Origin of the sequence: Kribbella sp. NBC_01484 (assembly GCF_036227145.1) — a bacterium.
Classification (GTDB): Bacteria; Actinomycetota; Actinomycetes; order Propionibacteriales; family Kribbellaceae; genus Kribbella.
The window spans coordinates 4,400,159-4,426,439 of the sequence record NZ_CP109437.1; the positions used below are offsets into that span (position 1 = coordinate 4,400,159).

Sequence of the window (26,281 nt, forward strand, 5' to 3'; positions counted from 1 at the left end):
GGCTACCTGCTCGGGGGGTACTGCTGCGGCGGTACGACGTCCAGCACCGGCACGTCGACCGGGACATACTTGACCAGGGCAACGTTCTCGCGGATCAGTTCGTCGCGGACCGTCGTACCGGTGCGCCGGTCGATCACCGTCCGCCAGATCTCGTTGCGGCGGAAGTACTCTGCGCCGACCCGGAGGAACCGCTCACCCCGCGAGAACACCCGGTACGACGATTCGGCCGGAACGTCGGCGAAGATCTCGCCCTCCAGGTAGCGATCGCCCACTCCGACGCGCAGCTGGAACGTCTGGTCGGTGTCGTTGCGGAACTGCAGATCCACGTAGTTGTAGACGATGCTGCAGCCCACGCCCCACGGCAGCACCCGCCCGTTGTCCGGGAACGGGTCGAAGCTGTGCGTGGATCGCTGCGTCACCGTCAACGGCGAGTGCAACACCATCCAGTGCAGCAGGTTGGCGAGCTGGCAGATCCCGCCACCGATGCCCGGCCGCGCCTGCCCGTTCGAGAGCCGCATGCCCTTCCGATAGCCCTTGCGGCGCGTGGCATTGCCCACCAGCTTGTTGAACGAGAACGTCTCACCCGGCCGGATCAGCAGCCCGTCCACCTGGGCGCATGCGAGCTTCAGGTTGGTCACCTTGTTGTGCTGCATCCACATCTCGGTCTCGCCGAGCTGCCGCAACAGCAACGACTTGTGCCGCTTCACCCGCACCGGCAACTCGTCCACCTGCCGGAGCCGTGCGTACGGCGTACTGGACCGCATCCACTCGAGTCGCTTGAGCACCCGGTGGTACCGCACGGCCAGTGGGTAGAGCAGCGGCATCCGCTCGCTCCACCGGCGTCGCCGTACCGCGGGGAGCACTCGGGCTCGCTCCGCGTCGGTCAAGTCCTCCAGACCGACCCGCCACGCCACGTCCGGCGTCACCCCAGTGGACTCCGATCGCTCCGTGTCTGTCGGTTCGCTGAACTCCAGTGCCCTGCTGACGGTCGTGTCTGACATTCGTTCCCCGAACGACGAGGGGCGGTCCTGCGACCGACCCGGTTACGGTACGCCGCGCCTGCCGCAGCCATATGACAGCGAAAGCACGATCGGATTGCGCTCCTCTACGACGCCAGAACTCCACCGAGAGTTCGATGCCGGGCTGGCGTGGCCTGCCGTCCGGGCTCCGACCGCTCCGCCCAAGCCGTCGCCGCTCAGCCGATCTCGAGCGCAGTACAGATCCATCGGTGACGCCGGATCTCCATCCGCAAAGCGATCGCCCTCGACCGATCCCCGTGCCGCACATGCGCAGCAACCTCAGCCACGTGCCGAGCCGGCGTACACACCCGAACCGACCGCACCGCACTCCGCTCCCGAGCCCCGCGACTGGTAGCCGTAGTAGTCAGCCCCAACACCCGAACCCGCCGATTCAAATCCGCGAACACAGCCTCATCCGCAAACCGAACCAACTGCGAAATCGGCCGATCCCCCGCCAGCACCTCCGAAACCGCCTGCACCAACCGCCCAGCCCAAGCCCGCGCATCCGGTACCCTTGGCCCAACCCCCGCCCCCGCCGCGGCCGCCGCTGCACGAGCAGCTCCACCCACCTCCGGCCCCGCCGACCCAAGCCCGTCCTCGGCCACCTTCAGCGCCGCCGCCCCGCCACCGGTCGCGGCCACCGTCAGTGCCGCCGACCCGTCGCCGACCCCAGCCCTGACCGGCGCGGCCGACCCGTCAGCGGCTGCGGCCACCGTCAGTGCCGCCGACCCGTCACCGACCTCAGCCGGCACCGGTGCCGCCGACCCGTCACCGACGTCAGCCCTCACTGGCCCAGCCGATCCGTCGCTGGCCGCCACCGGCACCGCTGCGAGCTTTCGCCCCTCAGCCACCGCGGCCTGAACCTTCAGGTGGGCTTCACCCTCGGCTTCGCGGGCTTGGGTTGGGGCGGTGGTGAAGGCGGCGAGGGTGGTGAGGGTGGTGGGTGCGGAGACCACACCAAGGCGGGTGATCGCCTGCAGGCGCAGGGCCAGCGCGCCGTCGGTCATGCTGTCCGCGTAGCGCACCGTCGCCGGCACGGTGTGCGCCGGAGGACCATCGACAGCCCGCAGCCGCGGTGTCGCGATGCTGACCTCGCCGGCCACGTCGTCCGGGGACGCCGGGGTCTCGGGGACAGCTGCGAGAGGGGTGAGGGGAGTCGGGTGCTGGAGGTCGTCCGCACGGAGGTTCTGAGGCTGGCTCATGTCACTTCTCCTGGTGGGTGGGCGGCACGTGCTGGCCGGTCGCGGCTGCCGGGATGCGCAGTACCTGACCGGGAAGAATGAGGTCGGGATCGGAACCGATCACCTGACGGTTGGCGGCGTACCACTCCGGCCACCGGGCCGCGATCGCCTCGGCACTGGCGTTCGGACCCAGTTCCCGCGCCGCGATGCTCCACAACGAGTCCCCGGCCCGCACGTCAACCCGCCCAGGCACCCGCACCGGAACCCCGGACCGCAGATCCGTATACCGAGTGGCAGCCCCCACCGCCGGCCGATCCGGCACCCCCACCCGAACCCGCCCCCCACCCGGCACCCCGTCCTCCGCCCGTCCCACCCCAGACCGCTCCACGCCGGGCCGGTTCACGCCGGGGTGGGTAGTGCCGGGCTCGGTGGTGCCGCGCTGCTTCACGCCGGGCTGGTCTACGCCAGGCCGGGTGGTGTCGGGTTGGGTGGCGCCGGCGTCCGGGTGAGCGGTGGGTGCGTGCCCGGTGATGTGGACCGTTGAGCCGGGCTCGGTGGTGCGCCAGTTCGTCGTGTCTGAGGCGGCGTGCAGGGGGGCGGGTGCCTGTCCGGCGAGGTGGACGGCTGAGCTGGGCTTGGTGGGGGTGCTGGTGAGTTGGACGGTGGAGTGGGGCTCTACCTGGGTCCAGGGGCGGGTGGTGGCGTCGGCGGGGGTTGCGTGGGCTACGCCGACGGTGAGGGGGGTGACGGCGGCGACGCCGAGGCTGGAGCGGAGGAGGGTGCGGGCGGTGGTTGAGGTGATCCGGCCGGCGATGGCTCCGGCGAGGGCACCGATGGCTCCGGGGAGTTGCTCCAGGACGGTCACGAGGACTGCGAGGACGAGCCAGCCGTAGGCCATCCAGGCGACGGTGCCGACTGCGAGGACTGTCATCGAGTCGAGGTCGTGGCTGTTCACGCCGGTGATCGAGCCCGCGGTCATCCAGCGCAAGCCCAGGCCGACGCCGACGAGCGCCAGCACCGCGAGCGTCCCCTTCACTCCCCGGATCATCGCGTTCATCCCGCTTCGCTCCCGACTTATGAGTTTGCTTGAGTTTGCGTTGGCTTGACCACTATAGACCGGTCCTACTGTCACTTTGCAAGTCCTTAACGCACGAAGCGTGCACTTCCCTGACAGAGGGTGACCGCCAACGGCCGGTAGGTTCAGCGGGTATGCGGTGGGATGCGTTGTTCGCGGACCTGGAGTCGCAGTTCGAGGCGCTTCAGGAGGGCGACCTGTACGGCGAGGTCGCGGATCGGGTCCGGGCCGAGGTCGGGAAGATCACGGTGCTCGACCGGCTGCGCGGGGCCGTGGACACGGTCGTCCGGGTGGAGTTGATCGACGCGGACCCGGTACACGGGACGTTGACGCGGGTCGGGAAGGACTGCCTGCTGATCGAGACCGAGCGGTACGAGGAGTGGCTGATCCCGGTCGCCGCGCTGGTCGCCGTACACAGGCTGGGGCCGTGGGCGGAGCCGGCGAGCGGCGCGGTCGAGGGGAAGCTCGGGCTCGCGCACCTGCTGCGGGGGATCGCGCGCGACCGCTCACCGGTCACGCTGTTCTGTAGCGGCGGCGGACCGGTCACCGGCACGATCGACCGGGTCGGAGCCGACTTCCTCGAGCTGGCCGAGCATCCCCTGGACGCTCCCCGGCGCCGGAGCGAGGTCTACAACCAGCGCCTGGTCCCCACCCAGGCCCTCCGCGCCCTCCGCCGCCGCTGAGCCAACCGCATCCGGCCGACAGCGCTCCGGTCCGAAGTCCCGGCAGAGCCGCGATCGCACCCGACCGGTTCCACGACTGAACCGACCACACTCGCGAGGCTGGGTCGGACAGTGGAGGGATTCCCTACTGGACGGGCCAGAAACCCTCCACGAATCCCGCGGGCGCTGGCTTTGGCGAGCGCTACACACCCGGAGTGACTAGCAGAATCCCCGAAACCCCAGACAGACCGGCCCGGCGCCGGCTCGCCTGGGTTAGTGGTGCGCTTCTTCCGTCTGTTCTGCTTCTTCGCCGAACGGATGACTGTCGATGAAGTCCTTGGTCTCGCTGTAGAGCCGTTCGATGTACTTCTCGAGCTCGGTGGCCTCGACCCGCCACTGGCCTCGGCCGCCGATCTTGACCGCGGGGATGTCGCCGCGCCGGACCAGGGCGTACACCTGGTTGGCGGAGATGTTGAGGACTTCGGCGACGTCGGCGAGCTGGAGGAATCGGGGACCCGGCATCCGTCCTACTCCTTCACATAGTGGCTGGTTCCGTCAGTTTGCCACGGTTGACGCTCGGATGATCTCGTTTGTCCCCAGGCAAGGGCCGGGAGTGACGCCCTGTGGATGACCGTTCACAGCGAGGTCCCCGGACACGGCAGAATGTCGGCTCCGAGAGCGATCGATTGACTGGGGAGTTCGACGTGGTCGACACAGCAGTGCGGAGTGGGTTCGGGGCACTGTCCGTCCCGGCCCAGCGCAACCGGCGGGCCCGGTGGAAGGACGGCCGGCTCGTCCTCGGCGTACTGCTCGTCGCCATCACCGCGCTGGCCGGCGCCAAGCTGCTGTCGGCGGCCGACGACACGACCACGATCTGGGCGGCCAAGCACGACCTCCAGGCCGGCACCACGCTGACCGGCGACGACCTCACCACCGTGCGGGTGCGCTTCACCAGCAGCGACGACGCGAGCAGGTACGTCGCCGCTGACGCCGACCTCAAAGGCCTCGTCGTAGCCCGCGCCGTCGACGCCGGTGAGTTCGTGCCGCGAGAGGCCGCAGTCTCCGAGTCGGAGCGCAACCGCACCGAGTTGCCGTTGTCGGTCGCGACCGGACGGCTGCCGTCGGACACCGCGGGAGGCGACACAGTGGACATCTGGGTCGTCCCGAAGGAGCAGAGTCAGCCGGCCAAGCTGCTCTGGAGCAGCGTTCGCGTTCTCCAGATCGACGCGGTCAAAGGCGTGGCAGGTGGTTCGGCCCGCAGACAGGTCCTGATCGGGCTCGCGCCGTCCGACCTGTCGCGGCTCCCGGCCGCGCTCACCGCGATGAGCACGGGCGAGCCGACTCTGGTGCGGCGGGCCGGCTGATGTCCGTCCCCGTTCTGCTGGCCGTGACCGGCGCCCCCTGGGAGGCAGACGTCGTACGGCGGACCGAGCGCGCACCCGGGATCCGGGTGGTGCGGCGCTGTGTCGACCTCGCCGACGTGATGGCGGCGGCCGCGAGCGGTCAGGCCCGCGCGGTGCTGCTCGCCGACGACCTGGCCCGGCTCACCTCGGATGCCGTGTCCGCATTGCACACGCGCGGGATCGCCGTACTCGCCCTGGTGGACCCGACCGAGAACGGCGCACCCTTCGGCGCCGAGGACAGGCTCAGCCGGATGGGGATCGAGCGCATCCTTCCGGCCGACGTCAGCCCGGAGGACCTCGGCCGCGCGGTGACCGATGCGGTCGAGTCAGGTCCGCCGGCCTCGCTGTCGCACTTCGGGGGCGGATTCGTGCCGCTGACTCCGGAGACGGCGGGCAACCCGCAGCCCGTCTACACCCAGGGCAGCGGCCGGGTGATCGCGGTCTGGGGCCCGACCGGCGCGCCCGGGCGGACCACCGTCGCCGTCGGACTGGCCTGTGAGCTCGCGGTCAAAGGCGTCCCGACCCTGCTCGCCGACGCTGACGTGTACGGCGGGACCGTCGCGCAGCTCCTCGGCATGCTCGACGAGACCTCCGGGCTGGCCGCCGCGGCGCGGTCGGCGTCGAGTGGTTCGCTCGACATGGTGATGCTGGCGAAGCACGCGCGTCAGGTCGAGCCGCATCTGCTGGTGCTGACCGGCCTCAGCCGCGCCGACCGCTGGACGGAGTTGCGGCCGGCCGCGATCGAGTCGATCTGGTCGGCCGCGCGCATGCTGGCGCCGGTGACCGTCGTCGACGTCAGCTTCTGTATCGAGACGGATGAGGAGATCTCGTTCGACTCGCTGGCGCCGCGCCGCAACGGCGCGACCGTGGCGACGCTGGAGGAGGCCGACGAGGTGATCGTCGTCGGTACGGCGGACCCGGTCGGCCTGACCCGCCTGATCCGCGCGATCCACGAAGTGCGCGCCATCGTGCCGTCGGTCAACCTCAGGGTGGTGGTCAACCGCGTCCGCTCCGGCTCCCTCGGCAGTTCTCCCGCCGATGCGGTCGGTGAGGCACTCACGCAGTACGCCGGGGTGCAGCCGGCCGCACTGCTTCCGTATGACCTGAACGCCGTGGACACCGCCATGTCCCGTGGCCGCAGCCTGGCCGAGTCCGCCAAGTCCAGCAAGCTCCGCAAGTCGCTCCAGCAACTCGCCGGAACCATCGCCAAGGAGCTCGTCGGCTGACCGTGCCACTCAGGGTCGAGTCGGTGGGAATACGGGGGAAAACCCCACCGACAGGCGTCGGGGGATGTGTCAGGGTTGGGCTGTTGTCGCACCCCAGGGGAGAGCAATGTCCGACGTCGAGGGCCGGCCGGCGAGCACGATGAGCACCGAGCGGCGGTATGGGATCGCGATCTCGGTCGCGCTCATTCTCGGCGGGCTGTACTGGGCGCTGACCGGCCTGACCGAGGGCACCAAGACGGGCGAGGGCAGCTACCCGGTGCAGGGCGACGCGCTGCGAATCGACAGCAGCTCCGCGGAGGTCGAAGTACGCGCCGGCGACGGCCCGGACGTCAAGGTCGAGCGGCAGTTCGAGCGCAACGTGTTCGGGTCGGATCCGAAGGAGAAGTACGACAACGGCAAGCTCGAGCTGACTGACTCCGGTTGCGGGTTCCTGTCCTTCGGGTGCAAGACCACCTACATCGTGACGGTTCCCAAGGATCTGCAGGTGACGCTGAGGAGCAGCAGTGGGCACGTCAAGGTGTCCGGGCTCACCGGTGGTGCGGACCTGAAGTCGAGTTCGGGCACCATCGAGGTGCAGGACGTCGCCGGTCCGCTGCGGCTGGAGTCCAGCTCCGGTGACCTCGATGGGCAGGATCTGCGGGCGACCAGCGTGTCGACCGAGAGCAGTTCCGGCGATGTCGACCTCGACTTCGCGGTCGCACCGCAGTCGGTGGACGCGAAGGCGAGCTCGGGTGACGTGTCGATCCGGATCCCGTCCGGCACCGAGTCGTACAAGGTGGAGACCGACACCTCGTCCGGCGACGAGTCGGCGAGTGTGAAGACCGACCAGACCGCGACCCGGACCATCAAAGCCAAGACCTCGTCGGGCGACGTCACCATCGAGTACAACCACTGACGCCGCGGATACGGCGAGTGACCGGGAGGACCGCCGGCGTGGTCGGGTCCATGTTCTGAGTAGGCTTGCCGGCATGTCAGAGGTCAGGGTGGTGCCGCGCGGCCTGCTGGTGGATTGGGGCGGCGTGCTCACCTCGGGCCTGGAGGCCGCGCTCCGGCGCTGGGCCGAACTCGACGGATTCGACTTCGATTCCTACCTGCAGGCGGTGCTCGCCTGGCTGCCCGCCGCGACGCCCGAAAGCGCCACCGCGGAAGCCGAGCTGAACCCGGTGCACGCCCTCGAGCGCGGCCAGATCGCCGTCCCCGACTTCGAGCGCAAGCTCGCCTCGATCCTGGTCCGCCACGACGGTACGCCGGTGCCCGCGGAGGGGCTGATCGAGCGGATGTTCGCGCACTTCGAGCACCAGCCGGCGATGTCCGCGCTGGTCCGCCGGGCCCGGTCGCACGGGATCCGCACCGCCCTGCTGTCGAACTCGTGGGGCAACACCTACCCGCGCGACACCTGGGACGGGATGTTCGACGACATCGTCATCTCCGGTGAGGTCGGGATGCGCAAACCCGAGCCGGAGATCTTCCTGCTGGCCGCCCGCCGGCTGGACCTGAAGCCGGCGGAGTGCGTCTTCATCGACGACCTGGAGCTCAACGTCGACGGCGCCCGCGCGATCGGCATGACCGCGATCCTCCACACCGAGTACGACGAGACCCGGCGAGCGCTGGAAACCCTGTTCGGAGCCGACCTGACGTGACCGTGACCACCACACCCTCCTCCCCACCTCGCCCGGCCGCCCGTCGCGTCGTCATCGCGATCGTCGGCTGCGCGCTGCTCGTCGCTCTCGGCGCCTGGGTCGGCAGCCTGTTCGGCGGCATGATCGACCTGCGCGTCTACCGGATGGGCGGCTCGGTGCTGCTCCACGGGCAGGCGTTGTACGACGCCAAGCTGCCGGGCTCGGGGTTGCCGTTCACCTACCCGCCGTTCGCGGCGATCGCGATGGTGCCGCTGGCCGCGGTCCCCTGGGGTGTCGCGCTGGTGGCCTGGACCACGATCTCGGTGCTGTCCATCACCGCCCTGTGGCGGACCAGCCTGCCGAAGACCTTCTGGTCGTTCATCACGCCCCGCAAGCGGACGGCGGTCCTGGTCGCGCTGACCGCGCTCTCACTGCTGCTCGAACCGGTCTGGCAGACGATCCAGTTCGGCCAGATCAACCTGTTGCTGACGGCAATGATCCTGCTGGATCTGGTCCGGCCGAACGACGCGCGGCTGCGCGGGTTCTGGCTCGGTGTCGCGATCGGCGTCAAGCTGACGCCGCTGCCGTTCCTGGCGCTGCTCATCGTCACCAAGCAGTGGCGTGCGCTGCGGAACGCCGTACTCGGGCTGCTGGCCACGATGGCGATCGGATTCGCGATCGTGCCGCATCAGTCCTGGCGGTACTGGACCGACGTCATCCTCGACGCGAACCGGGTCGGCGGCATCGCCTACACCGGCAACCAGTCCTTCAACGGCTTCCTGCACCGGCTCGGCAACGACGCGAGTTGGGTGCAGCCGGCGTGGTTCGTGCTCTCGGCCGTGTTCGGCCTGCTCGTGCTCTGGCTGGCCCGGCGCTACTGGCTGGCGGACGAGCGCGTCACCGCGATCTCCGTGATGGCGCTGGCCGTGCTGTACGCGTCGCCGATCTCGTGGAGTCACCACTGGGTCTGGATCATCCCGCTCGGTGTGAGCCTGATCCGCGCGGTCAACCGGGTCTGGGGCCTCAACCCCGCGGTCGTGACCGGAGTGCTCTTCTACGGTCTGTTCGTACTGCGCTCGATCTGGTGGGTGCCGTACCGCGACGACCGCGAGCTCAGTTGGACCTTCTGGCAGTCCATCCCCGGCAACTCCCACCTGATCGTCGGCATGATCGCCTTCATCCTGCTGGCGGTCACCAGCCGCAGCCTGCCTAAACCGTTGTCAACGCCCGTAACGGCGGACCAAGCCTGACCGCCAGGTCAGCATCAACCAGAGAAGTTTCAGCCAGCAGTACGTCGACACTGGCGCGGAAGGCTCGCAAGAGCTCAGCGGTGTCGAGTGACCGCACCAGCGTCGGCTCCACAGCCGCAGTGGTGGCCGTCGGCAACAGATGCAGGCCACGGCCCTGTGAATGCGGCACACCGTGCCGCAAGCACGCCAGGATCAGCACGTGATCGCGTACGCCGCTGATCATGTACTCGGCCTGCCATACCTTGCCCCGCACGATGCTGGACCGCGCATGCAACGCGTACAGCCACCCCATCCCGATCAGGTCCACCGGTGCCGGCGTCCCCCAGGCCGGCTGCTCCACAGCCTCGCCGAAGAGCAGCCGGAACGTCGGCCCGAGCGCACCGAACTCAGCAGCCGGTGCGAAGGCGATGTCCACCTGCAACGTCGAAGCCAGCAGGAACACCCGATACACCGTCCGGCGCGACCACACGTCGGTGTGGTGGACAGCGCCGTGCTCGGCGTACATCAGTGCCGTGAAGTCAGCCAGTACGGCGTCCTGGTCGGCGTCGGCCGCGAGGCCGAGGGCCAGATCGATGTCGGACCACTCGTCCTCACCTCCGACCGCGGCCGACCCCGTCAGCGCCGCACCGGTGACACGTGCATCAGACCGAGCGGCCTCCACCAGCAAATCCCGCAGGCGGCACCTCTCCGCAACCGTGTACATCACGAAGAGAATAGTAGGAGCAGACCACCGACGGTGTAGGCGACCATGACGACCAGCAACGGGATCTGACCGGCCAGCGCCTTGTTGCGCGGGAACAGAGCGACGGCACGGTCGTGCGCCGAGACGACGCCCAGTAGGTGACCGCAGACCACGGCCAGCACCTGGATGACCGCGATCGTCGTGCTGTGGTTGGTGATGCCGGTGTTCACCGCGAGCAGACCGGTGCCGAAGATGTTGGCGCCGTTGCTGAGCGGGTCACTCAAGTAGATGAGCGTCCGCTGCCCTTCGAGGATGAACAGCGTCAGGTAGTGCGCGACGACGTACCCGAAGGCGATCGGTATGACGGAGTGCGCGAACAACCGTGGCAGCGTCGTCCGGGAGCTGTCCGACAACCGCCCGGCCAGCAGCGTGGCACCGGTGAACGTGACCAGGACGAACAGGATGAACCCGATCAGCGCGGCGGTGCCTAGCCAGGTCATCGAGACGTCCTGGTTCTGGGCCCAGCCGATCCACGCCGTCGAGTTCGAGAAGCCGTCGTACGCCGTGGATCCGAGCAGCGCGGACACCATACCGACGAGACCGGGTAGCGGCTTGAGACCGTCCAGGTTCTCCAGCGGGCGGCGGACCACCAGGGCTCCGTCGGTACGGCGGCCCCACGGCGACAACCGGGACATCAGGGTCGCGTACACCTCGAACGGGTCGCCGGTCGAGAACCACCGATCGCCGAACAGGATCGCGCCGAACAGCGTGATCACGAAGTACAGCGCGAGCCACGCCTGCAGGACCGGGATGGTGGCGCGGTCCGGGGCTACCAGCTCCAGCCAGGTGAAGGCGAAGATGCCCAGCGCGGCCGGCCACAGACCGAGCCACGCGGGCAGCTCGAGCACACCCTTCGACGGCGGCTGCCGGAGCGCCTTGCTGAGCAGCAGGTGGATGGTCCGCAGCGGGTTCAGCGTCCGCCACACCGGGCCGAACACGATCGAGATCGGCACCAGCCCGACCCAGACCAGGATGTAGATGAACCCGAAGATCGGGTTGGTCAGCCGGTCCACGCCGAACATCAGCGAGACCATCGCGTAGAGGAAGGTCGCCAGCCCGACCAGCCGGACCGCCCAGCGGAACCAGACCGCGTCGACCGTCCGGGTGATTGCGGCAGGCAACGGCTTCCCGGAGGCGTTGCCCCGGTACTTCGGACTCCGCCAGGCCAGCGCGAGGATGACGAACGAGACGCCGATCGCGACCGCGGCGCCCCCGACCGCCAGACCGAACGGAACCGGCAGGTCCTGCCGGCCGCCGATCCCATGCAGGGGAAGGATCAGCCCGGTCACGGGGCCTCCCGGCCTGGACTGAGGAGCGGAGGGAGCGAAGCGACCAGAGCGACGAGGGAAGGCCGGGAGCTAAGGCCCCGTGACCGCGCCGTGCCGGAGGCGCGGCAATCCAATGCAGTATTCACGACACGACGAGCTTGGCGACGAGCTTGCCGCTCTCGTGGGTCTCGATCTCGAACGTGCCCTTCATGTCCGCGGTGAACTTGACCGAGGCCGGCTTGCCCGGGGTGAGCGGCAGTTCCTTGTCGTAGCCATGGATGTGTACCTCGTCCGCGGCGTCGCTGACCGCGGTGACCAGCACGGTCTGGCCGGCCTTCGCCTTGATGGTCGCGCCGCTCGGGGTGACCTTGCCGTTGGCAACGGTGACGTTGATGGTCACGTCTGCCTGCTCACCGGACGGGTCCGCGGTGTTCGACGGGGAGCTCGTGTTCGGCTTGCCCGGGGTCGGGGTGTTCGTTGGCAGGGCCGTCGGCGTACTGGCGGGGGCGCTCGGCGTGTTGCTCGGACTCGCGCCGCTGTCGGAGTCACCACCGCCACAGCCGGCGAGGACCAGCATGCCGAGGGTAGGCAGAAGTGCGGCGGCGGCACCGCGAGTGAGCGTCGAACGCATCGGTCCAGGAGCCTTTCGAGGGGTCTGTGAAGTTCTCAGGGTGCGGGACACACCCTCTTGCCTGACGAACACGAATAGCTCAGTGTTCCCGTACGGCCAGTGTCGCAGCCCACTGTCGGCGGTGGCCGCTAGGGTGACGAGACAAGCTATCCCCAGAGAGGAAGGTGACCGGATGCCCGATCGGCTGACGTCGCTGGATCTCACCTTCCTGAAGGCGGAGTCCCCGGCCACCCCGATGCACGTCGGGACCGTCGACATCTTCGAGCCGCCGGTGCACTCCGGCGACGGGTTCGACTACGAGCGCCTGGTCGCGCTGATCCGGGACCGGATCGCGTTCGTGCCGCGGTACCGGCAGCGGGTCCAGCAGGTGCCCGGCCGGTTCGCCGGCCCGGTCTGGGTGGACGACGAAGAGTTCGACATCACCTTCCACGTCCGCCGCTCGGCCCTGCCGCGACCGGGGACACACGCGCAACTGCTCGAGCTGGTCGCCCGGATCATGTCGCGGCGGCTGGACCGGGCCCGGCCGCTGTGGGAGATGTACCTGGTCGAGGGCCTGCAAGGTGACCGGTTCGCGATCATCGCCAAGTCCCACCAGGCCCTTGTCGACGGCAACAGCACGGTCGACATCGGCCAGGTCGTGCTGGACGCGACCGCGCAGCCCCGGGACACCCCGACCGACACCTGGGAGCCCCAGCACCCACCGTCCGCGCTGGAGCTGCTCGCCGGCGTGTTCACCGACGCCACCCGGCACCCCACCGCGGTGCTGGAGCTGGCCCGGGCCGAGATCGCCAGCCTGACCGGGGCGACGTCGGTCCGCGAGGTGCTCGGGGACGTGGTCGGCTCGCTGGTCGCGCAGCGCCATGTGCAGGAGAGCTCGCTGCACGTGAAGACGTCCGGTCAGCGCCGGTTCACCACCGTGCAGACCGACCTGGAGGACTACCGGACCGTCCGGGCGATGCACGGCGGCACGGTCAACGACGTGATCCTCGCAGTCGTCGCGGGCGCGTTCCGGGGCTGGATGATGACACGTGGTGAGGGCGTCGGACCGACCCGGAGCGTCCGCGCCGTGGTCCCGGTCAGCATCCGCGACGACGAGGACGAGGAGCCGACCTCGCTCGGGTCCCGGGTGATCGCCTCCACGGTGAACCTCCCGGTCGGGGAGAACTCCCCGGTCATGCGGATGCACCAGATCTCGTACCAGACCAAGGTGCACAAGGACACCGGCCGCGCGGTCAGTGCGCAGTCGCTCGTCGGCATCGCCGGGTTCGCCCCGACCACGCTGCACGCGCTCGCCGCCCGGGTCGCGACCACGACCGTCCGGCCGATCGACGACGTGGTGATCACCAACGTGCCCGGTCCGCAGTTCCCGCTGTACGCCCAGGGTGCGCCGATGCTGGCGTCATACCCGGTGGTTCCGCTGATGCCCGGACAAGGGCTGTCCGTCGGCGTCACGTCGTACGACGGGAAGGTGTTCTACGGGCTCAACGCGGACCGCACCGCGATGCCGGACCTGGCTGTTTTCGCCCAATGCGTGACGGATGCGCTGGCCGAGTTGCTCGACACCACCACGGGCAGCCACAACCGGGCCTCCCGGGGCCGGAAGAAACCCCGCGGCACTACCAAGAAGGCGGGTTCATGAGGGTCTACATCCCATCCACGCTGCGGCTGCTGCACGCCGCGTGTCACGCCGGCGAGCTCGGCCCGGCCCCGCTGACCGCGTACGCCGTCACACCGGCGCTGCGGGAGTGGTACGCCGAGGGTGACGACGAGGAGCTCGAGTACGCCGCGATGGCGCAGGCCGCCCGTGCCTCGATCGGACTGCTCGCGGCCGATCCCGGGACCGCGCGGAGACGAGTGGTCGTGGCGGCCGAGGTGAGCGCCGTACCGCCGGCCGACGGATCGGTCGAGCTGGGGGACGCCCGGCTGGAGCTGCAGGTGGTGATCCCGTGGACGACGGTGGCCGCCGTCCACCTGGACGCGGCCGGCGCGGCGGCGGTGGTGGGGAAGGCCGCCGACCTCTGGGAAGCGGCCCAGAACGGTGATGACGACGCACTTTTCGCCCTCGATTCGTGCGAGGGTGAAGACCTGTTGTGGTACGCGACACAGGAGATTCCCGATCTGCTCGCGGCGGAGGGGCCGCGCGGGCGGAACGGATCGAGCTGACAGGGAGCTGATGGCGATGCAGGCGATCTGGAAGGGTGCCATCTCGTTCGGGATGGTGACGATCCCGATCAAGGTGTTCTCGGCGACCGAGGAGAAGGACATCTCCTTCCGCCAGGTGCATGTCGCCGACGGCGGCCGGATCAAGTACAAGCGGATCTGCTCGATCGACGGCGAGGAAGTGCCGTACTCCGACATCGGCAAGGGCTACGAGATGCCCGACGGCCGGATGATCGTGCTCGAACCGGACGACTTCGCCGACCTGCCGCTGTCCAGCAAGAAGGTCATCGACGTCCTCGAGTTCGTGCCCGCCGACCAGGTCGACCCGCTCTACCTGGGCAAGTCCTACTACCTGCAGGCCGACGGTGGTCCGGGTGCCAAGCCGTACGTGCTGCTGCGGGACGCGCTCGACGGCTCCGAGCTGTACGCGCTGGTCAAGGTCGCACTGCGGTCGCGCGAGAGCCTGGGGCTGCTGCGGACAGTCGACGACATCCTCGTGCTGCAGGTGATGCTCTGGCCGGACGAGGTCCGGGACGCGTCCTTCGCCGCACCGCCCGAGGACGTGGAGATCCGGTCCCAGGAGAAGGCGATGGCGTCGTCGTACATCGACACGCTGCGGGGCGAGTTCGACCCGGACCAGTACCACGACGAGTATCGGCAGGCCCTGGAGAAGGTGGTCGAGGCGAAGGCGGCGGGTGTCCCGCTGCCGGAGTCCGAGGAGGAGGAGACAGAGGGCGCCGAGGTCGTCGACCTGGTCGCCGCGCTCCGCGCCTCGGTCGAGGCCGCGAAGGCCCGTCGCGCGGGAGGTTCCGCGGACGCTGAGCCGGCCAAGAAGGCCCCGGCGAAGAAGGCGGCCGCCGCCAAGAAGGCTCCCGCGAAGAAAGCCGCAGCGGTCAAGAAGGCGCCGGCGAAGAAGACCGCCAAGAAGGCCGCGAAGAAGTCCGCATGACCGATCAGCTGCCGACCCCGCCGCCGACCCAGACCGAGATCCCGAAGGACGCCGCGGAGATCCCGGCGGATCCGACCGCGGCGGTGGTCACACCGGGCGCCTTCCTGCTGGAGCTCGTCCCGGTCCCGGTGACGGACGTGGACCGGGCCAAGCGGTTCTACTCCGAGCAGGCCGGCTTCCACGTCGACGTCGACGTCTCCCCGGCGGACGGCGTACGCATCGTCCAGCTCACCCCGCCGGGCTCCTACTGCTCGATCACCCTGGTCACCGGCCTGCCCCAGCTCGACATGCCACCCGGCACCCTGCGCGGCCTGCACCTCGTGGTCAAGGACATCGAGGCCGCTCGCGAGGAGCTGATCAGGCGCGGCGTCGACGTCAGCGAGACCGAAGACCTCGGCGGCGTCTTCTACGCCTGGTTCGAGGACCCCGACGGCAACACCTGGGCCCTCCAGCACATGCCCTGGCGTCCCTGACCTACGCCCGCTCGGGGACCTCTTCAGGTGAAACGTATGCTACAAATGAGGTCGCCGTGAGAGCGGACCAGTCGGGTTCGTGGTCCGGGGGTTCGGCGTGGCACGATGCTCGTGTCACCTAGTGGCAGCGCGCGCCGCCCACCCGCAGCGGCGCCCGCAGCACGGTCCACCACACGATCGAGGAGCCTCGCACTATGGATGCCGTCACCACCGTTCCGACGCCTGCCAACGAGCCCGTCAAGGGGTATGCGCCCGGTTCGGCCGAGCGCGCGAGTCTGGAGTCGAAGCTCAAGGAGTTCAGCGCGGCGGGTGCGATCGACCTGACCTGCACGATCGGCGGCGAGCAGAAGCTGGGTGGCGGCACGCCGGTGGAGGTGGTGCAGCCGCACAGGCACGCGCACGTGCTCGGCACCCTCGGCAACGCGACTGAGGCCGATGGCCGGGCGGCCGTGGTCGCGGCGCTCGCGGCTGCTCCGTCGTGGCGGTCGCTGTCGTTCGACGACCGCGCCGCGATCTTCCTGAAGGCCGCCGATCTGCTGGCCGGCCCGTGGCGCGACACCCTGAACGCGGCCACCATGCTCGGCCAGTCGAAGACGATCCAGCAGGCCGAGATCGATGCGGCCTGTGAGCTGATCGACTTCCTCCGCTTCAACGTGGCCTTCGCGCGGCAGCTCGTCAGCGACCAGCCGATCTCGTCCCCGGGGGTGTGGAACCGGGTCGACTACCGGCCTCTCGAGGGCTTCGTCTACGCGATCACCCCGTTCAACTTCACCGCCATCGCCGGCAACCTGCCGACCGCGCCGGCGCTGATGGGCAACACCGTGGTCTGGAAGCCGTCGCCGACGCAGCAGTTCGCCGCGCACTGGACGATGCGGCTGCTCGAGGCCGCAGGCCTGCCGGCCGGCGTGATCAACCTGGTCACCGGCGACGGCCTCGAGGTGAGCAAGGCCGCGCTGACCCACCCGGATCTGGCCGGCATCCACTTCACCGGCTCGACCAGGACGTTCCACTCGCTGTGGGGCACGGTCGGCACGAACATCGCGTCGTACAAGACCTACCCGCGGCTGGTCGGCGAGACCGGCGGCAAGGACTTCATCCTGGCGCACCCGTCCGCGGACCCGGCGGTGCTGAAGACCGCGATGGTGCGCGGCGCGTTCGAGTACCAGGGCCAGAAGTGCTCCGCCGCGTCGCGTGCGTACGTCGCTCGCTCGGTGTGGGACCGGATCCGCGACGACCTGGTCGCCGAGACCGACTCGCTGACCATGGGCGACGTCACCGACCTGTCGAACTTCATCGGCGCCGTGATCGACGACCGCGCGTTCGCCAAGCACAAGGCGGCCCTGGACCGGGCCCGCGCGACCGACTCCATCGAGGTCGTTGCCGGTGGCACCTATGACGACAGCGAGGGGTACTTCGTCCGGCCGACGCTGCTGGTCTCGGCCGACCCGACCGACGAGATCTTCAGCACCGAGTACTTCGGCCCGATCCTCGGTGTGCACGTGTACGACGACGCCGACTACGACACCGTGATGCGCGAGATGGAGCACTCTGCGCCGTACGGGCTGACCGGTGCGGTCATCGCGCAGGACCGGCACGCGATCGCCGAAGCCTCGGACTACCTGCGCTTCGCGGCCGGCAACTTCTACGTGAACGACAAGCCGACCGGCGCGGTCGTCGGTCAGCAGCCGTTCGGTGGTGCGCGGGCGTCCGGCACCAACGACAAGGCCGGCTCGATGTGGAACCTGATCCGCTGGGTCTCGCCGCGGTCGATGAAGGAGACCTTCGCCCCGCCGACCGACTACCGCTACCCGCACCAGGGCTGACGAGAGAAGCAAAAGAAAGACGGTGGTGGGGGACCAGGGCTTGAGGCGGCGACGGCCTAGGTCGCCAGGCCCCGGCGGACGGTGATGTAGAAGGTCGTGAGGTCGTCCAGCAGGGCCTCGACCTGGTTCTGGTTGGTGAGGTCGGCGTCCTGCAGCCAGTCCGAGATCAGGTCGAACATCCCGCCGACCAGGCCGATCGCGGCACTGTGCCGGACGGCTCGCTGCTCCTCGGGTGGCGGGCCGTCGTACCGGTCCCAGAGCTGCACCAGGAAGCCGGCCGCCCAGCGGCGGTTGGTCCGGCGTTCACGCTCGACGGTCTCCGAGATCCCAGAGGCCATGCCGAAGGTGACCCTGGTGACGCGCGGGTCGTCGACCAGCGCGTGCACGAAGGTCGCGAGCAGCCGCGGCGCCTCCTGCCGTTCGTTGCCGGTCGCCTGCGCCGCGGCGTCGGCCACCTGCTCCTCCAGGCGCGCCGAGGTCCGCCGCAGCAGGGCGAGGTAACACTCCTCCCGGCTGGAGAACAGCTCGTAGAAGCTCTTCGTCCCGATGTACGCCGTGGTGCAGATCTGCTCGATCGATGTGCCGAGATAGCCGTTGGCGGCGAACAGTTTGAGCGCCGCGTCCAGCAGTTGCTCGCGTCGTTCCGCCCGGCGTTGCTCGGCGTCCAGTCCCCGTATGGTCCTACTCATGCGCTGGACGTTACCCCTGTGGCGGATTCATAACCGGAGCAAGCTGTTTCGAACACGACCTCTTGTTTGTAACCAGGCATCCATGTTCAACTGTCCGTGATCTCACTGTCACTGAACGATACAATGACAGGGCGCCGTCTTCGGCGGCGGGTGTCTTCAACGGGGAGCTGCACATGAAAATCCGCCTGCGCCGGGCCGCGGCCGGCCTGATCGCCGCTGTCCTGCTGACGGCCTCGGCAACCACTGCGGGGACCGCCGTCGCCGCGCCGTCATCGGGCTTCGACGACTGGTCCTGCAAGCCGTCAGCCGCGCATCCCGACCCGCTCGTCCTCCTGCACGGGCTGGGCGGCAACGGCCCGGGCAACTACTCGTACCTCGGCCCGTTCCTGGCCGCGAAGGGCTACTGCGCCTTCACCCTCACCTACGGGCAGGCCACGCCCGCGATCCCGGTCGGCGGCACGGTCTCGATCGCGCAGTCGTCAGCGGAGATCCAGGCCTTCGTCCAGCGCGTCCGGCAGGCGACCGGCGCGGCCAGGGTCGACATCGTCGGGCACTCCGAAGGCGCCTTCCAGAGCCTGTACGGCCCCAAGATCCGCGGGTACGCCGGTCAAGTGGGCAAGGTGATCGCCCTCGCGCCACCGACGCACGGTACGACGTTCGCCGGCCTGGTGAGCGTGGGTGACTACCTCGGACTCGGCCCGCTGGTCGACCAGGTCCTGCAGCAGTTCGGCTGCCCGGCCTGCGACGAACTCCTCGTCGGCGGCGCGGCTGTACAGAAGCTGACCGCCGGCCCGATCGCCCAGCCCGGCGTGAAGTACACGGTGATCGCGTCCCGCTTCGACGCCCTGGTGACACCGCACGAAACATCCTTCATCCGCGAGCCCGGCGTCACGAACCAGTACGTCCAGGACACCTGCCCACTCGACCCGGTCGGCCACGTCGGTCTCGCCTTCGACCCGACCGTCGCTCAGTTGGTCGCCAGCGCGCTCGACCCGGCGCACGCGAACCGCGTGCTGTGCGCCTTCGGCCCGCCGCTGTAAGTCAGGCGGTGCGGTCGAGCTCCTGCAGCGGAGGGTCGACGAGCAGCGCGGATCCGCATTTCACGCAGATCCATTCATCCGGCTCGTCGACCAGGTGATCCCCGGCTTCGATCCGCTCGAACGGCATCACCGCCGCACAGAACACGCAGTACTGCGAATCCTCACCCATGGGCTCCACGCGCTGGCGCTTCTTCCGCATGACGGGCTCACCTCCGGAGCAACTCTTCCGTTCAGGTTGCCACCGGAGCCGGGCCCGTCACGGTAGCGACACTCGGCCCGGCCGGGTCAGTGCGTCCAGTCGCGGGCGAGCTCGTGCTCCTTCTGCAGGCCGGAGCGGATCGCGTCGACGACGAACGGCTCCATCTTCTTGCCGATCAGCGGGACCGCGACCTTCACGTCCAGGTCGATCGCCTGGACCGCCTGGCCGTCGCCGCTGATGCTCGCGGTGCCCTTCAGGGTCACCGGGGTGTTGCTGATCTCGCCGACCACGTCGGCCCGCCGGGATCCGTCCGCGGCGGCCGCGTGCCAGGTCTCGGTCTGGACCATGGTCAGCGTCTGGCCGACGAACTTGCGCGCGATGTCCGGGACGTCGTTGGCCGGCATCTCCCGGCTGACCCGGACGATCGTGTCGCCGCCGGACTCGGTCACCTGCACGTCGTACGACAGCGCCTTGGTCTTCTCGCAGGCCTGCTCGCGGAAGGTGGCGTCCGTGACGATCGCGAACACTTCCTCGGGGGTGGCGTCGTACGACGCCGACAGCTTCAGCTCCATGCCGCACATCATGGCATTGCCGCTCGGTCACCGGACCCCTCCGCCGCACTCGTTCGCCGGTGCGGGCTCCCCTGCTACGGTGCCTGGGCAAGCGATTGCCGGACGGAGTGAGGACCGATGGGGCTCGCCGAGCGGTGGATGGCGGTTGGGGTGGAGGGTCGTGCCGAGGCGGTCGCTTCGGCACGCGAGCGGGCCGGTGTACCGGACCTGACGGCCCGCGGGACGTGGGGGACCCGTGACCCCGCCGCGGTGAAGGCGATCCTGGCCGAGGCGGACGCCGACCGCGCCCGGCCCTGGCCCCAGACCTTGCTGTCCGACTACGCCCGCTTCTGGCGTGACGGTGCCCGGACTCCTTACGAGACCCCGGCCGGCGAGCTACGGCGTCGTACGTCGACCGCCGTGGTGGCCGCCGCGCTGACCGCTGACCAGGCGTACGTCGATCAGGCCGCCGACGGGTTGCTCTTGCTGTGTGAGCAGACCACCTGGTGCTGGGCAGCGCACGAGTCCTTCGCGACCGAGAGACACGAGGTGCTGGGCGATCCCGACCAGCCGTACCTGGATCTGGGTGCCGCGGAGACTGCGGAGATCCTGGCCTGGGCCGACCTCGTGCTCGGGCCGGCGCTCGACGACCGCGTGCCGGGACTGCGGCGGCGCCTTCGCGCGGAGGTCCGTCGTCGCGTCATCCAGCCGTTCCGCACCGATCGCCGCTGGCACTGGCTCGGCCTGACCGGTCACCTGAGCAACTGGAACCCGTGGGTCCACGGCCATGTCCTCGCCGCCACGCTCTTCCTCGAGGACGACCCCGAGGCTCAGCTCGAGGTCGCCGACCTCGTCATCGACGGCCTCGACAGATATCTGAACTCACTCCCGGCCGACGGCGGTTGCGACGAGGGCTACGCCTACTGGTGGAACGGTCCCGCCCGCCTGGCCCAAGCCCTCGACCTCCTCGACACCATCACCAACGGCGCCTTCGCACCGTGGAGTTGTACGCCGCTCGCCGAACTGGCCCGTTATCCGCAACGGATGGCGCTGGGCAACGGCTGGTACGTCAACGTCGCCGACGGCTCCGCCCGCCCGGACCCGAACCAGCCCTGGCACCTCCTGCACCGCTGGGGCCGCCATCACGATGACGCCGGCGTGCTGGCCCAGGCCGCCGCGCATCGCGACCAGTCGATCGCGCCGGTCGCCGGCCTCGGCCGAGCGCTGATCGGGTTCACCGACGATGCCTGGTGGGCCAGTGCCAAGGCCGATCTGCCGCTGCCACGCTCGACCTATCTCGCCGAGCTGCAGGTCCTGGTCGTCCGCGAAACGGCCGGCACGTCGAACGGCCTGACCCTCGCGATCAAGGGCGGCCACAACAACGAGAACCACAACCACAACGACGTCGGCTCGTTCATCGCGGCCCTCGACGGCACCCCGGTGCTGATCGACCTCGGCCAGCCGACGTACACCGCGCTGTCCTTCTCCGACCGCCGCTACGAGCACTGGGTCGTCCGGAGCGACTGGCACAACGTCCCGTTGATCGACGGCCAGGAGCAGCTCCCTGGCGCGCAGTACCGCGCCACCGAGGTTGAGGCGCAAGAGAACTCGCTGGCACTCGACCTGTCGCACGCCTATCCGAAGGTGTTGCGCTACCGCCGGGTGGCCAGTTTGGAGGCGGGGGCAATCAGGATCGCCGACGAGTGGGACGGCTCGGCCGAGCAGCACTTCGTCATCGCCGGTACGCCGCTCGATCACGCGCCCGGCCGGCTCCGGATCCAGACCCTCACCGGCGGGCACGTCCAGCTCAGGTGGGACGCCGGCGCCGCACGGCTGGAGAGACGAGCGGTGGAAGACCAGCTCCTGGAAGGTGTCTGGGGCTCGATCGTGCATCGCCTCGTCATCACGCCCGACCGCAACTCCTTCGAGCTGACCGTGACGAGTGCTCGTGACTGACGCGACCTCACGGGGCCGCGTTGAGCAGGTCGAGCGCGGACTGTTGCCGGGCGGCGTCGAGCTTGTCGACCGGGCCGTACCACCGCAGTCCGTACTGGTCCATCGGCGTACGGTCGGCGGCGAAGGCGCGGTCGGCCTGCCGCTGGAGGTAGGCCGTGTACGGGTGATCGGACAGCGCCGCGTTGAGCTTGCCGAGGCCGCGCACGTGGGCGCCCTTGAAGGACGGCCCGTCGCCGCCGCAGTCACCCGACTCGCAGGGCTCGCGCAGGATCCCGTCGGCGGTGTGCAGTGACGGCGCGGTGGTCGCGGCGTCGGCGAGCTGCCGGGCGCTGGTCAGGTACGCCGTGTTGTTCGTTGCCTTGGCCAACTCAGTAAGCGCGCCGATCAGCACACCCTGGTTGTAGGTCCATGCGGTGTCGCCGTTGTTCTTGCAGGTGGACAGGTCGATCCCGTCGTTGACGAGCTGGGAGCCGTTGATCATCCCGGTCTGCTGGAACCAGGTCCAGCCGGCCTGCGCCCGCTGGAGATAGGTCGAGTCGCCGGGGATCCGGCTGTGCAGCGCCGCGCTGAGCTGGATGTAGAGCGAGTTGGAGATCGCGTTCTTGTACGTCTTCGCCTCACTCCACCACACGCCGCCTCCACAGGTGTTGTCCCAGTACGCCGCCATGTGGTCGGCGTCGGCCCGAGCAGTCTGCAGGTAACGCGCTTCCCCGGTCACGTCGTACGCCGCGACCCAGGCGAGACCCCACCAGCCGGTGTCGTCGAGGTAGTCGTTGCGGAACTGGCCTTCCGCGGCGTTGAGGTTGAGGTCGTAGGTCCGGGCGATCGCGTACTTGTAGCTGTCCATCCCGCTGACCCGGATGTTGTCGATCACCGCGTTCAACGCGTTGGCCGAGTTCCACCAGCCGGTGGTGTCGAAGAGCCCGGTCGAGCGGTTGTAGTACTGCATCTGCGCGGTGGCCGCCGCCGTACGGCGATCCCAGGCGTTCCACGTGGTCCGCGCCCACGGCGTACAGGCGATGTCGGGGCGGTCGCGGGCCTTGCCGCAGGCGCGCAGGGCGCCGACGCCGAGGTTGTTCCAGTCGTCGACGTTGTACATCAGTGTGCGCCAACCGCTTTGCCCGGCGGGGATCGCGGTGTTGCCGAGGCGGCTGCCGTCGGTCCAGGTGCGGCCGCCGTCCATCGAGCGGTCCAGCCACACCTCGTCGCCGGGATTGCCGTTCTCGATCGAGGCCCAGCCCATCGCGTCCGCGTCGTCGAAGTGCAGCGAGACGGTCCGGCCGAACAGCGTCGCCGACACGGGCGCCCGGTCGCCGGGGGAGAGCGCGGGGTCGCGGGCGTCGCAGTACTTGTTGCAGATCGTTGCCTGGGTGGACATGTTCACCGCCGGGGTCTCAGGGGCCGGGGCCGGAGGTGGTGCGCCGAGGGGCGAGGTGAGCAGGCTGAGGCTGGAAACGATTCCAACGACCATCACGGATCTCCCTGGGGCGGTAGGAAGAGAGCGGTGTCACCGAAGGTAGGTGGGCGCTCACCGCGGCGTCAAGACGTCAGCAAGCCCAGCAGGATCCCGAGGGTGAGCAGCACAGTGAAGGCGATCGCCACCCGCCGGCCGCACTGGGTGCGGCGCCGGATCGCGGTGTGGTCGACGTGCCTGGCGCACGGCTCGAAGCCCAGCTCGTCCACACGCGCGAGGACCCCGCTCAGCCGTGCCAACGCACTACGCTGTGACGCTTGCCTCGTCGCCTCCTGGACGACGCGATGCCGCATGAACTCCCGCGGATCGCCGGTCGGCAGAGTCACGCCCGGCGGCAGCGCGCACTGCACGACGGTGTGGGCCGCGGTCACCCGCCGCTGCCGGCTGACCGACGGCGGGAGAACGAGATACGCCAGGTGAACCAGGGACGAATAGTCGTCGAGCAGCAGTGCCTCGAGCCGCGGTTCTTCACGCGTGGGCCCCTGGACAGGTCCCGGGACAAGCCGGGTTCGGACCGTGGCGGACATGCAACTCCTTGTATCGGCGTATCCCAGGTCCAACGAACGAATCCCTGACCGGTCACGAACGCGTCGGTTACTCTCGGGCCCATGAGCACAGAGGACGGGGTTGCGGGGCGGTGGGACGGGGTCGACGTCCACTTCGGTGAGGCCGGCGGGCGGCTGACGTACGGCAGTTATCTGCGGCTGGCCGAGCTGCTCGATCAGCAGCGGCTGGAGTCGGATCCGCCGGCCCACGACGAACTGCTGTTCATCACGATTCACCAGGTGTACGAGCTGTGGTTCAAGCAGGTCCTGCACGAGCTGACCGCCTCTCGGGACGCGATGCTGTCCGGTGAGCTCTGGCTGGCCGAGCACCTGCTCCGCCGGGTGCACACGATCGAACGCGTGCTGACCCAGCAGGTCGACATCCTCGAGACCATGACGCCGCAGGACTTCGGCGAGTTCCGGCACCGGCTGTCGCCGGCGAGCGGGTTCCAGTCGGTGCAGTTCCGCGAGATCGAGTTCCTCTCCGGCGCCAAGGACCCGTCCTTCGTACGGCGGTTCCGCGGGCTGACCGAGACCGAGAAGGAACGCCTCGGCCGGCGCCTGGAGGACCCGACCCTCTGGGACGCGTTCCTCGTCGTACTGCAGAAGGCCGGCTTCGACACCGACACCGAGGACGCCACTCGCGACGCTCTCCGCAAGGTCGCCGGCGACCGCGGCCACTACGCCGCCATCTGGGAGCTCGCCGAGGCGCTGCTCCAGCACGACGAGCTCGCCGCCGCCTGGCGGGCCCGCCACGTCGTCATGGTCGAGCGGATGATCGGCACCAAGCCGGGCACCGGCGGCTCGTCCGGCGCCGGCTACCTCCGCAGCCGCCTCGACCTCCGCTACTACCCCCTCCTCTGGGACCTCCGCACCACCCTCTGACTGCCGCACCCGCGCGGTTTGGGGTAAGAAACTTGCACCTGGCGGCAGTTTCTTTCCCCAAAGATCGTGACCGGCCAGGCTGGGCGCTAGTGTCACGACGCACGGTCGCGGGCACCGGGTGGCTCGGCGAAGGGACGTGGTGTGAAGCTCTACTCCGACGTGGGAACACAGCGGTTCGGGCAGTTCCTGGGCGACCTGATGCTGGTTGTCTGGGTCTGGGTGTGTGTGGAACTCGGACTGCTGGTGTACCGGATCACGGACGCGTTGGGCGCGCCGGGGCGGAAGGCGGCCGAGGCAGGGGACGGCCTGGCCGGAGACCTGCGGAAGCTGTCCGAACCGATCGGCAAGGTCCCGGCGGTCGGCGACCAGTTGAGATCGCCCATCGACGGAGCGGCCGGGGCTGCGGGGAAGCTGGCGCAGGCCGGGCGCGATGAGGCGCATGCGGTCGAACAGCTGGCGTACGTGTTGGCCGGGGTGACGATCGCGCTGCCCGTGCTGTTCGCGCTGCTGATCTGGCTGCCGCACCGGATCCGCTTCTCCCGCCGCGCCACCGCGGCCCAGAAGTTCATCGACAATGCCGCTGACCTGGACCTGTTCGCGCTGCGGGCGATGGCCAATCAGCCCATGCACAAGCTCGCGAAGATCTCCGACGACCCCGTCGCCGCCTGGCGGGAGGGCGACACCACGGTGATCGCGCAGCTCGCCGATCTCGAGCTCCGCAGTACGGGTTTGAAGGCCCCGCGACCAGGCTGAAGCTACTCTCAACGACATGGCACGGGTGTTGCTGGTCGAGGACGACGACGCGATCCGGACGTCGCTGGGCAAGTCCCTGACGGCGGCCGGGCATGTCGTCACGGCCGTGGCCGCCGGTGCCGACGGCGTTGCGCTGGTCGCGCGGGAGCGGCCGGAGGTGCTGCTGCTCGATCTCGGTCTGCCCGACCTGGACGGCCGGGACGTGCTGGCCATGGTCCGGTCGGTCAGCGACGTACCGGTGATCGTGGCAACGGCCCGCGACGACGACGCCAGCGTGGTCAAGCTGCTCGATGCCGGCGCCGACGACTACGTGATCAAACCGTTCAGCTCGGCCCAGATCGACGCCCGGATCCGCGCGGTCCTGCGCCGCCTCGGACCGGACCAGCAGGGCGAGTCGATGGTCGACCTCGGCGCGCTCCGGATCGACCCACGCAGCCGTGAGGTCACCGTCGACGGGCGCCCGGTCGATCTGACCCGCAAGGAGTTCGACCTCCTGCTCGCGCTCTCCCGCCGTCCGGGTGCGGTGGTCACCAAGCGCGAACTGCTCGCCGAGGTCTGGGGTCTGCCGTGGGGCGGCGGCGACCGGACGGTCGACGTCCATCTGTCCTGGTTGCGGCGGAAGCTCGGGGAGACGGCGGCCGAGCCGCGGTTCCTGTACAGCGTCCGCGGAGTCGGGATCAAGCTCGCGGCGCCCGAGGGTGGCTGACG

28 protein-coding genes are annotated in these 26,281 nt (G+C 69.4%); 16 read left to right on the forward strand and 12 right to left on the reverse strand.

All coding sequences use genetic code 11. The features are described 5' to 3' along the window. Positions 1 to 2 precede the first annotated feature (2 nt). From OG555_RS21545 to OG555_RS21555, 3 genes are all read right to left on the reverse strand, one after another. The gene (locus OG555_RS21545) at positions 3 to 1,001 is read right to left on the reverse strand and encodes a VanW family protein (protein ID WP_329484728.1); all 999 of its coding nucleotides are present in this window, start codon (positions 999 to 1,001) and stop codon (positions 3 to 5) included. Between the two features lie 194 nt (positions 1,002 to 1,195). Next, positions 1,196 to 2,221, reverse strand: a complete 1,026-nt coding sequence (locus tag OG555_RS21550) for an Rv3235 family protein (protein ID WP_329484729.1) — start codon at positions 2,219 to 2,221, stop codon at positions 1,196 to 1,198. 1 nt (position 2,222) lies between these two features. Continuing rightward, entirely contained in the window at positions 2,223 to 3,248 is a 1,026-nt protein-coding gene (locus tag OG555_RS21555; protein WP_329484730.1) for a LysM peptidoglycan-binding domain-containing protein, read from the reverse strand. Positions 3,249 to 3,409: 161 nt separating this feature from the next. On the opposite strand from OG555_RS21555, the gene OG555_RS21560 reads away from it, so the two are divergent. Then, positions 3,410 to 3,958 carry a hypothetical protein gene (locus tag OG555_RS21560; RefSeq protein ID WP_329484731.1) on the forward strand — a complete coding sequence of 183 codons (549 nt, stop codon included), beginning with the start codon at positions 3,410 to 3,412 and terminating at the stop codon, positions 3,956 to 3,958. A gap of 252 nt (positions 3,959 to 4,210) precedes the next feature. Here OG555_RS21560 and OG555_RS21565 read toward each other — a convergent pair whose 3' ends face one another. After that, positions 4,211 to 4,459 (reverse strand): helix-turn-helix domain-containing protein, encoded by a 249-nt coding sequence (locus OG555_RS21565; RefSeq protein ID WP_329484732.1) that lies wholly within the window; start codon positions 4,457 to 4,459, stop codon positions 4,211 to 4,213. Positions 4,460 to 4,641: 182 nt separating this feature from the next. Here OG555_RS21565 and OG555_RS21570 point away from each other — a divergent pair, with 182 nt between their 5' ends. The 5 genes from OG555_RS21570 (at position 4,642) to OG555_RS21590 (ending at position 9,435) form a co-directional block, all read left to right on the forward strand. Next, positions 4,642 to 5,301, forward strand: a complete 660-nt coding sequence (locus OG555_RS21570) for an SAF domain-containing protein (RefSeq protein ID WP_329484733.1) — start codon at positions 4,642 to 4,644, stop codon at positions 5,299 to 5,301. Continuing rightward, on the forward strand, positions 5,301 to 6,566 hold the full coding sequence (locus tag OG555_RS21575; protein ID WP_329484734.1) for an AAA family ATPase: 1,266 nt from the start codon (positions 5,301 to 5,303) through the stop codon (positions 6,564 to 6,566). The genes OG555_RS21570 and OG555_RS21575 overlap by 1 nt, the downstream gene beginning before the upstream one ends. A gap of 106 nt (positions 6,567 to 6,672) precedes the next feature. Next, a complete protein-coding gene (locus OG555_RS21580) occupies positions 6,673 to 7,461 on the forward strand; it encodes a DUF4097 family beta strand repeat-containing protein (protein ID WP_329484735.1) in 789 nt (262 codons plus the stop codon). 73 nt (positions 7,462 to 7,534) lie between these two features. After that, positions 7,535 to 8,206, forward strand: coding sequence for an HAD family hydrolase (locus OG555_RS21585; protein WP_329484736.1), 672 nt, complete (start codon positions 7,535 to 7,537; stop codon positions 8,204 to 8,206). 2 nt (positions 8,207 to 8,208) lie between these two features. Then, positions 8,209 to 9,435, forward strand: a complete 1,227-nt coding sequence (locus OG555_RS21590; protein ID WP_329484737.1) for a glycosyltransferase 87 family protein — start codon at positions 8,209 to 8,211, stop codon at positions 9,433 to 9,435. On the opposite strand, the gene OG555_RS21595 is transcribed toward OG555_RS21590, so the two are convergent. The 3 genes from OG555_RS21595 to OG555_RS21605 form a co-directional block, all read right to left on the reverse strand. Further along, positions 9,395 to 10,138, reverse strand: coding sequence for a nucleotidyltransferase domain-containing protein (locus tag OG555_RS21595; protein ID WP_329484738.1), 744 nt, complete (start codon positions 10,136 to 10,138; stop codon positions 9,395 to 9,397). The two genes, OG555_RS21590 and OG555_RS21595, sit on opposite strands and share 41 nt — an antisense overlap. Beyond that, positions 10,138 to 11,466: a hypothetical protein gene (locus OG555_RS21600; protein WP_329484739.1), complete on the reverse strand. Its 1,329-nt coding sequence runs from the start codon at positions 11,464 to 11,466 to the stop codon at positions 10,138 to 10,140. Before OG555_RS21600 ends, OG555_RS21595 begins: the two co-directional genes overlap by 1 nt. Before the next feature lie 121 nt (positions 11,467 to 11,587). Next, positions 11,588 to 12,076: a cupredoxin domain-containing protein gene (locus OG555_RS21605; RefSeq protein ID WP_329484740.1), complete on the reverse strand. Its 489-nt coding sequence runs from the start codon at positions 12,074 to 12,076 to the stop codon at positions 11,588 to 11,590. 172 nt (positions 12,077 to 12,248) lie between these two features. Here OG555_RS21605 and OG555_RS21610 point away from each other — a divergent pair, with 172 nt between their 5' ends. The 5 genes from OG555_RS21610 to pruA all read left to right on the forward strand — a co-directional run bounded on the left by OG555_RS21610 (position 12,249) and on the right by pruA (position 17,481). Beyond that, positions 12,249 to 13,715, forward strand: coding sequence for a WS/DGAT/MGAT family O-acyltransferase (locus tag OG555_RS21610; RefSeq protein WP_329484741.1), 1,467 nt, complete (start codon positions 12,249 to 12,251; stop codon positions 13,713 to 13,715). Further along, entirely contained in the window at positions 13,712 to 14,239 is a 528-nt protein-coding gene (locus OG555_RS21615) for a DUF6912 family protein (protein ID WP_329484742.1), read from the forward strand. Before OG555_RS21610 ends, OG555_RS21615 begins: the two co-directional genes overlap by 4 nt. Before the next feature lie 16 nt (positions 14,240 to 14,255). Continuing rightward, positions 14,256 to 15,185: a non-homologous end joining protein Ku gene (gene ku / locus OG555_RS21620; protein WP_329484743.1), complete on the forward strand. Its 930-nt coding sequence runs from the start codon at positions 14,256 to 14,258 to the stop codon at positions 15,183 to 15,185. Further along, entirely contained in the window at positions 15,182 to 15,658 is a 477-nt protein-coding gene (locus OG555_RS21625; protein WP_329484744.1) for a VOC family protein, read from the forward strand. The genes ku and OG555_RS21625 overlap by 4 nt, the downstream gene beginning before the upstream one ends. A gap of 194 nt (positions 15,659 to 15,852) precedes the next feature. Beyond that, positions 15,853 to 17,481 (forward strand): L-glutamate gamma-semialdehyde dehydrogenase, encoded by a 1,629-nt coding sequence (gene pruA / locus OG555_RS21630; protein ID WP_329484745.1) that lies wholly within the window; start codon positions 15,853 to 15,855, stop codon positions 17,479 to 17,481. A 56-nt stretch (positions 17,482 to 17,537) separates the two neighbouring features. Here pruA and OG555_RS21635 read toward each other — a convergent pair whose 3' ends face one another. Beyond that, complete coding sequence (locus tag OG555_RS21635; RefSeq protein ID WP_329484746.1) at positions 17,538 to 18,170, reverse strand: TetR/AcrR family transcriptional regulator; 633 nt, start codon at positions 18,168 to 18,170, stop codon at positions 17,538 to 17,540. 173 nt (positions 18,171 to 18,343) lie between these two features. Here OG555_RS21635 and OG555_RS21640 point away from each other — a divergent pair, with 173 nt between their 5' ends. Continuing rightward, positions 18,344 to 19,210, forward strand: a complete 867-nt coding sequence (locus OG555_RS21640; protein WP_329484747.1) for an alpha/beta fold hydrolase — start codon at positions 18,344 to 18,346, stop codon at positions 19,208 to 19,210. Between the two features lies 1 nt (position 19,211). On the opposite strand, the gene OG555_RS21645 is transcribed toward OG555_RS21640, so the two are convergent. Both OG555_RS21645 and OG555_RS21650 read right to left on the reverse strand, forming a co-directional pair. Next, positions 19,212 to 19,409 carry a hypothetical protein gene (locus tag OG555_RS21645; RefSeq protein ID WP_329484748.1) on the reverse strand — a complete coding sequence of 66 codons (198 nt, stop codon included), beginning with the start codon at positions 19,407 to 19,409 and terminating at the stop codon, positions 19,212 to 19,214. An 86-nt stretch (positions 19,410 to 19,495) separates the two neighbouring features. Then, the gene (locus OG555_RS21650; RefSeq protein WP_329484749.1) at positions 19,496 to 19,981 is read right to left on the reverse strand and encodes a DUF2505 domain-containing protein; all 486 of its coding nucleotides are present in this window, start codon (positions 19,979 to 19,981) and stop codon (positions 19,496 to 19,498) included. Positions 19,982 to 20,098: 117 nt separating this feature from the next. Here OG555_RS21650 and OG555_RS21655 point away from each other — a divergent pair, with 117 nt between their 5' ends. After that, complete coding sequence (locus OG555_RS21655; protein WP_329484750.1) at positions 20,099 to 21,916, forward strand: heparinase II/III domain-containing protein; 1,818 nt, start codon at positions 20,099 to 20,101, stop codon at positions 21,914 to 21,916. Positions 21,917 to 21,923: 7 nt separating this feature from the next. On the opposite strand, the gene OG555_RS21660 is transcribed toward OG555_RS21655, so the two are convergent. Next, positions 21,924 to 23,387, reverse strand: coding sequence for a glycoside hydrolase family 76 protein (locus OG555_RS21660; RefSeq protein ID WP_329484751.1), 1,464 nt, complete (start codon positions 23,385 to 23,387; stop codon positions 21,924 to 21,926). 68 nt (positions 23,388 to 23,455) lie between these two features. After that, positions 23,456 to 23,917, reverse strand: coding sequence for a hypothetical protein (locus tag OG555_RS21665; RefSeq protein WP_329484752.1), 462 nt, complete (start codon positions 23,915 to 23,917; stop codon positions 23,456 to 23,458). An 81-nt stretch (positions 23,918 to 23,998) separates the two neighbouring features. On the opposite strand from OG555_RS21665, the gene OG555_RS21670 reads away from it, so the two are divergent. The 3 genes from OG555_RS21670 (at position 23,999) to OG555_RS21680 (ending at position 26,279) form a co-directional block, all read left to right on the forward strand. Beyond that, positions 23,999 to 24,820: a tryptophan 2,3-dioxygenase gene (locus OG555_RS21670; RefSeq protein ID WP_329484753.1), complete on the forward strand. Its 822-nt coding sequence runs from the start codon at positions 23,999 to 24,001 to the stop codon at positions 24,818 to 24,820. A 141-nt stretch (positions 24,821 to 24,961) separates the two neighbouring features. Further along, the gene (locus OG555_RS21675; RefSeq protein WP_329484754.1) at positions 24,962 to 25,573 is read left to right on the forward strand and encodes a hypothetical protein; all 612 of its coding nucleotides are present in this window, start codon (positions 24,962 to 24,964) and stop codon (positions 25,571 to 25,573) included. Between the two features lie 16 nt (positions 25,574 to 25,589). Then, positions 25,590 to 26,279, forward strand: coding sequence for a response regulator transcription factor (locus OG555_RS21680; protein WP_329484755.1), 690 nt, complete (start codon positions 25,590 to 25,592; stop codon positions 26,277 to 26,279). Positions 26,280 to 26,281 lie beyond the last annotated feature (2 nt).

Coding starts and splice junctions, on each gene's coding strand:
- OG555_RS21550 (WP_329484729.1), bottom strand. CDS start 2,221: ATGAGCCAGCCTCAGAACCTCCGTGCGGACGACCTCCAGCACCCGACT.
- OG555_RS21665 (WP_329484752.1), bottom strand. CDS start 23,917: ATGTCCGCCACGGTCCGAACCCGGCTTGTCCCGGGACCTGTCCAGGGG.
- OG555_RS21655 (WP_329484750.1), top strand. CDS start 20,099: ATGGGGCTCGCCGAGCGGTGGATGGCGGTTGGGGTGGAGGGTCGTGCC.
- OG555_RS21680 (WP_329484755.1), top strand. CDS start 25,590: ATGGCACGGGTGTTGCTGGTCGAGGACGACGACGCGATCCGGACGTCG.
- OG555_RS21650 (WP_329484749.1), bottom strand. CDS start 19,981: ATGGAGCTGAAGCTGTCGGCGTCGTACGACGCCACCCCCGAGGAAGTG.
- OG555_RS21555 (WP_329484730.1), bottom strand. CDS start 3,248: ATGATCCGGGGAGTGAAGGGGACGCTCGCGGTGCTGGCGCTCGTCGGC.
- OG555_RS21580 (WP_329484735.1), top strand. CDS start 6,673: ATGTCCGACGTCGAGGGCCGGCCGGCGAGCACGATGAGCACCGAGCGG.
- OG555_RS21595 (WP_329484738.1), bottom strand. CDS start 10,138: ATGTACACGGTTGCGGAGAGGTGCCGCCTGCGGGATTTGCTGGTGGAG.
- OG555_RS21635 (WP_329484746.1), bottom strand. CDS start 18,170: ATGAGTAGGACCATACGGGGACTGGACGCCGAGCAACGCCGGGCGGAA.
- OG555_RS21645 (WP_329484748.1), bottom strand. CDS start 19,409: ATGCGGAAGAAGCGCCAGCGCGTGGAGCCCATGGGTGAGGATTCGCAG.
- OG555_RS21560 (WP_329484731.1), top strand. CDS start 3,410: ATGCGGTGGGATGCGTTGTTCGCGGACCTGGAGTCGCAGTTCGAGGCG.
- OG555_RS21660 (WP_329484751.1), bottom strand. CDS start 23,387: ATGGTCGTTGGAATCGTTTCCAGCCTCAGCCTGCTCACCTCGCCCCTC.
- OG555_RS21545 (WP_329484728.1), bottom strand. CDS start 1,001: ATGTCAGACACGACCGTCAGCAGGGCACTGGAGTTCAGCGAACCGACA.
- OG555_RS21575 (WP_329484734.1), top strand. CDS start 5,301: ATGTCCGTCCCCGTTCTGCTGGCCGTGACCGGCGCCCCCTGGGAGGCA.
- OG555_RS21615 (WP_329484742.1), top strand. CDS start 13,712: ATGAGGGTCTACATCCCATCCACGCTGCGGCTGCTGCACGCCGCGTGT.
- OG555_RS21670 (WP_329484753.1), top strand. CDS start 23,999: ATGAGCACAGAGGACGGGGTTGCGGGGCGGTGGGACGGGGTCGACGTC.
- OG555_RS21610 (WP_329484741.1), top strand. CDS start 12,249: ATGCCCGATCGGCTGACGTCGCTGGATCTCACCTTCCTGAAGGCGGAG.
- ku (WP_329484743.1), top strand. CDS start 14,256: ATGCAGGCGATCTGGAAGGGTGCCATCTCGTTCGGGATGGTGACGATC.
- OG555_RS21640 (WP_329484747.1), top strand. CDS start 18,344: ATGAAAATCCGCCTGCGCCGGGCCGCGGCCGGCCTGATCGCCGCTGTC.
- OG555_RS21585 (WP_329484736.1), top strand. CDS start 7,535: ATGTCAGAGGTCAGGGTGGTGCCGCGCGGCCTGCTGGTGGATTGGGGC.
- pruA (WP_329484745.1), top strand. CDS start 15,853: ATGGATGCCGTCACCACCGTTCCGACGCCTGCCAACGAGCCCGTCAAG.
- OG555_RS21565 (WP_329484732.1), bottom strand. CDS start 4,459: ATGCCGGGTCCCCGATTCCTCCAGCTCGCCGACGTCGCCGAAGTCCTC.
- OG555_RS21605 (WP_329484740.1), bottom strand. CDS start 12,076: ATGCGTTCGACGCTCACTCGCGGTGCCGCCGCCGCACTTCTGCCTACC.
- OG555_RS21625 (WP_329484744.1), top strand. CDS start 15,182: ATGACCGATCAGCTGCCGACCCCGCCGCCGACCCAGACCGAGATCCCG.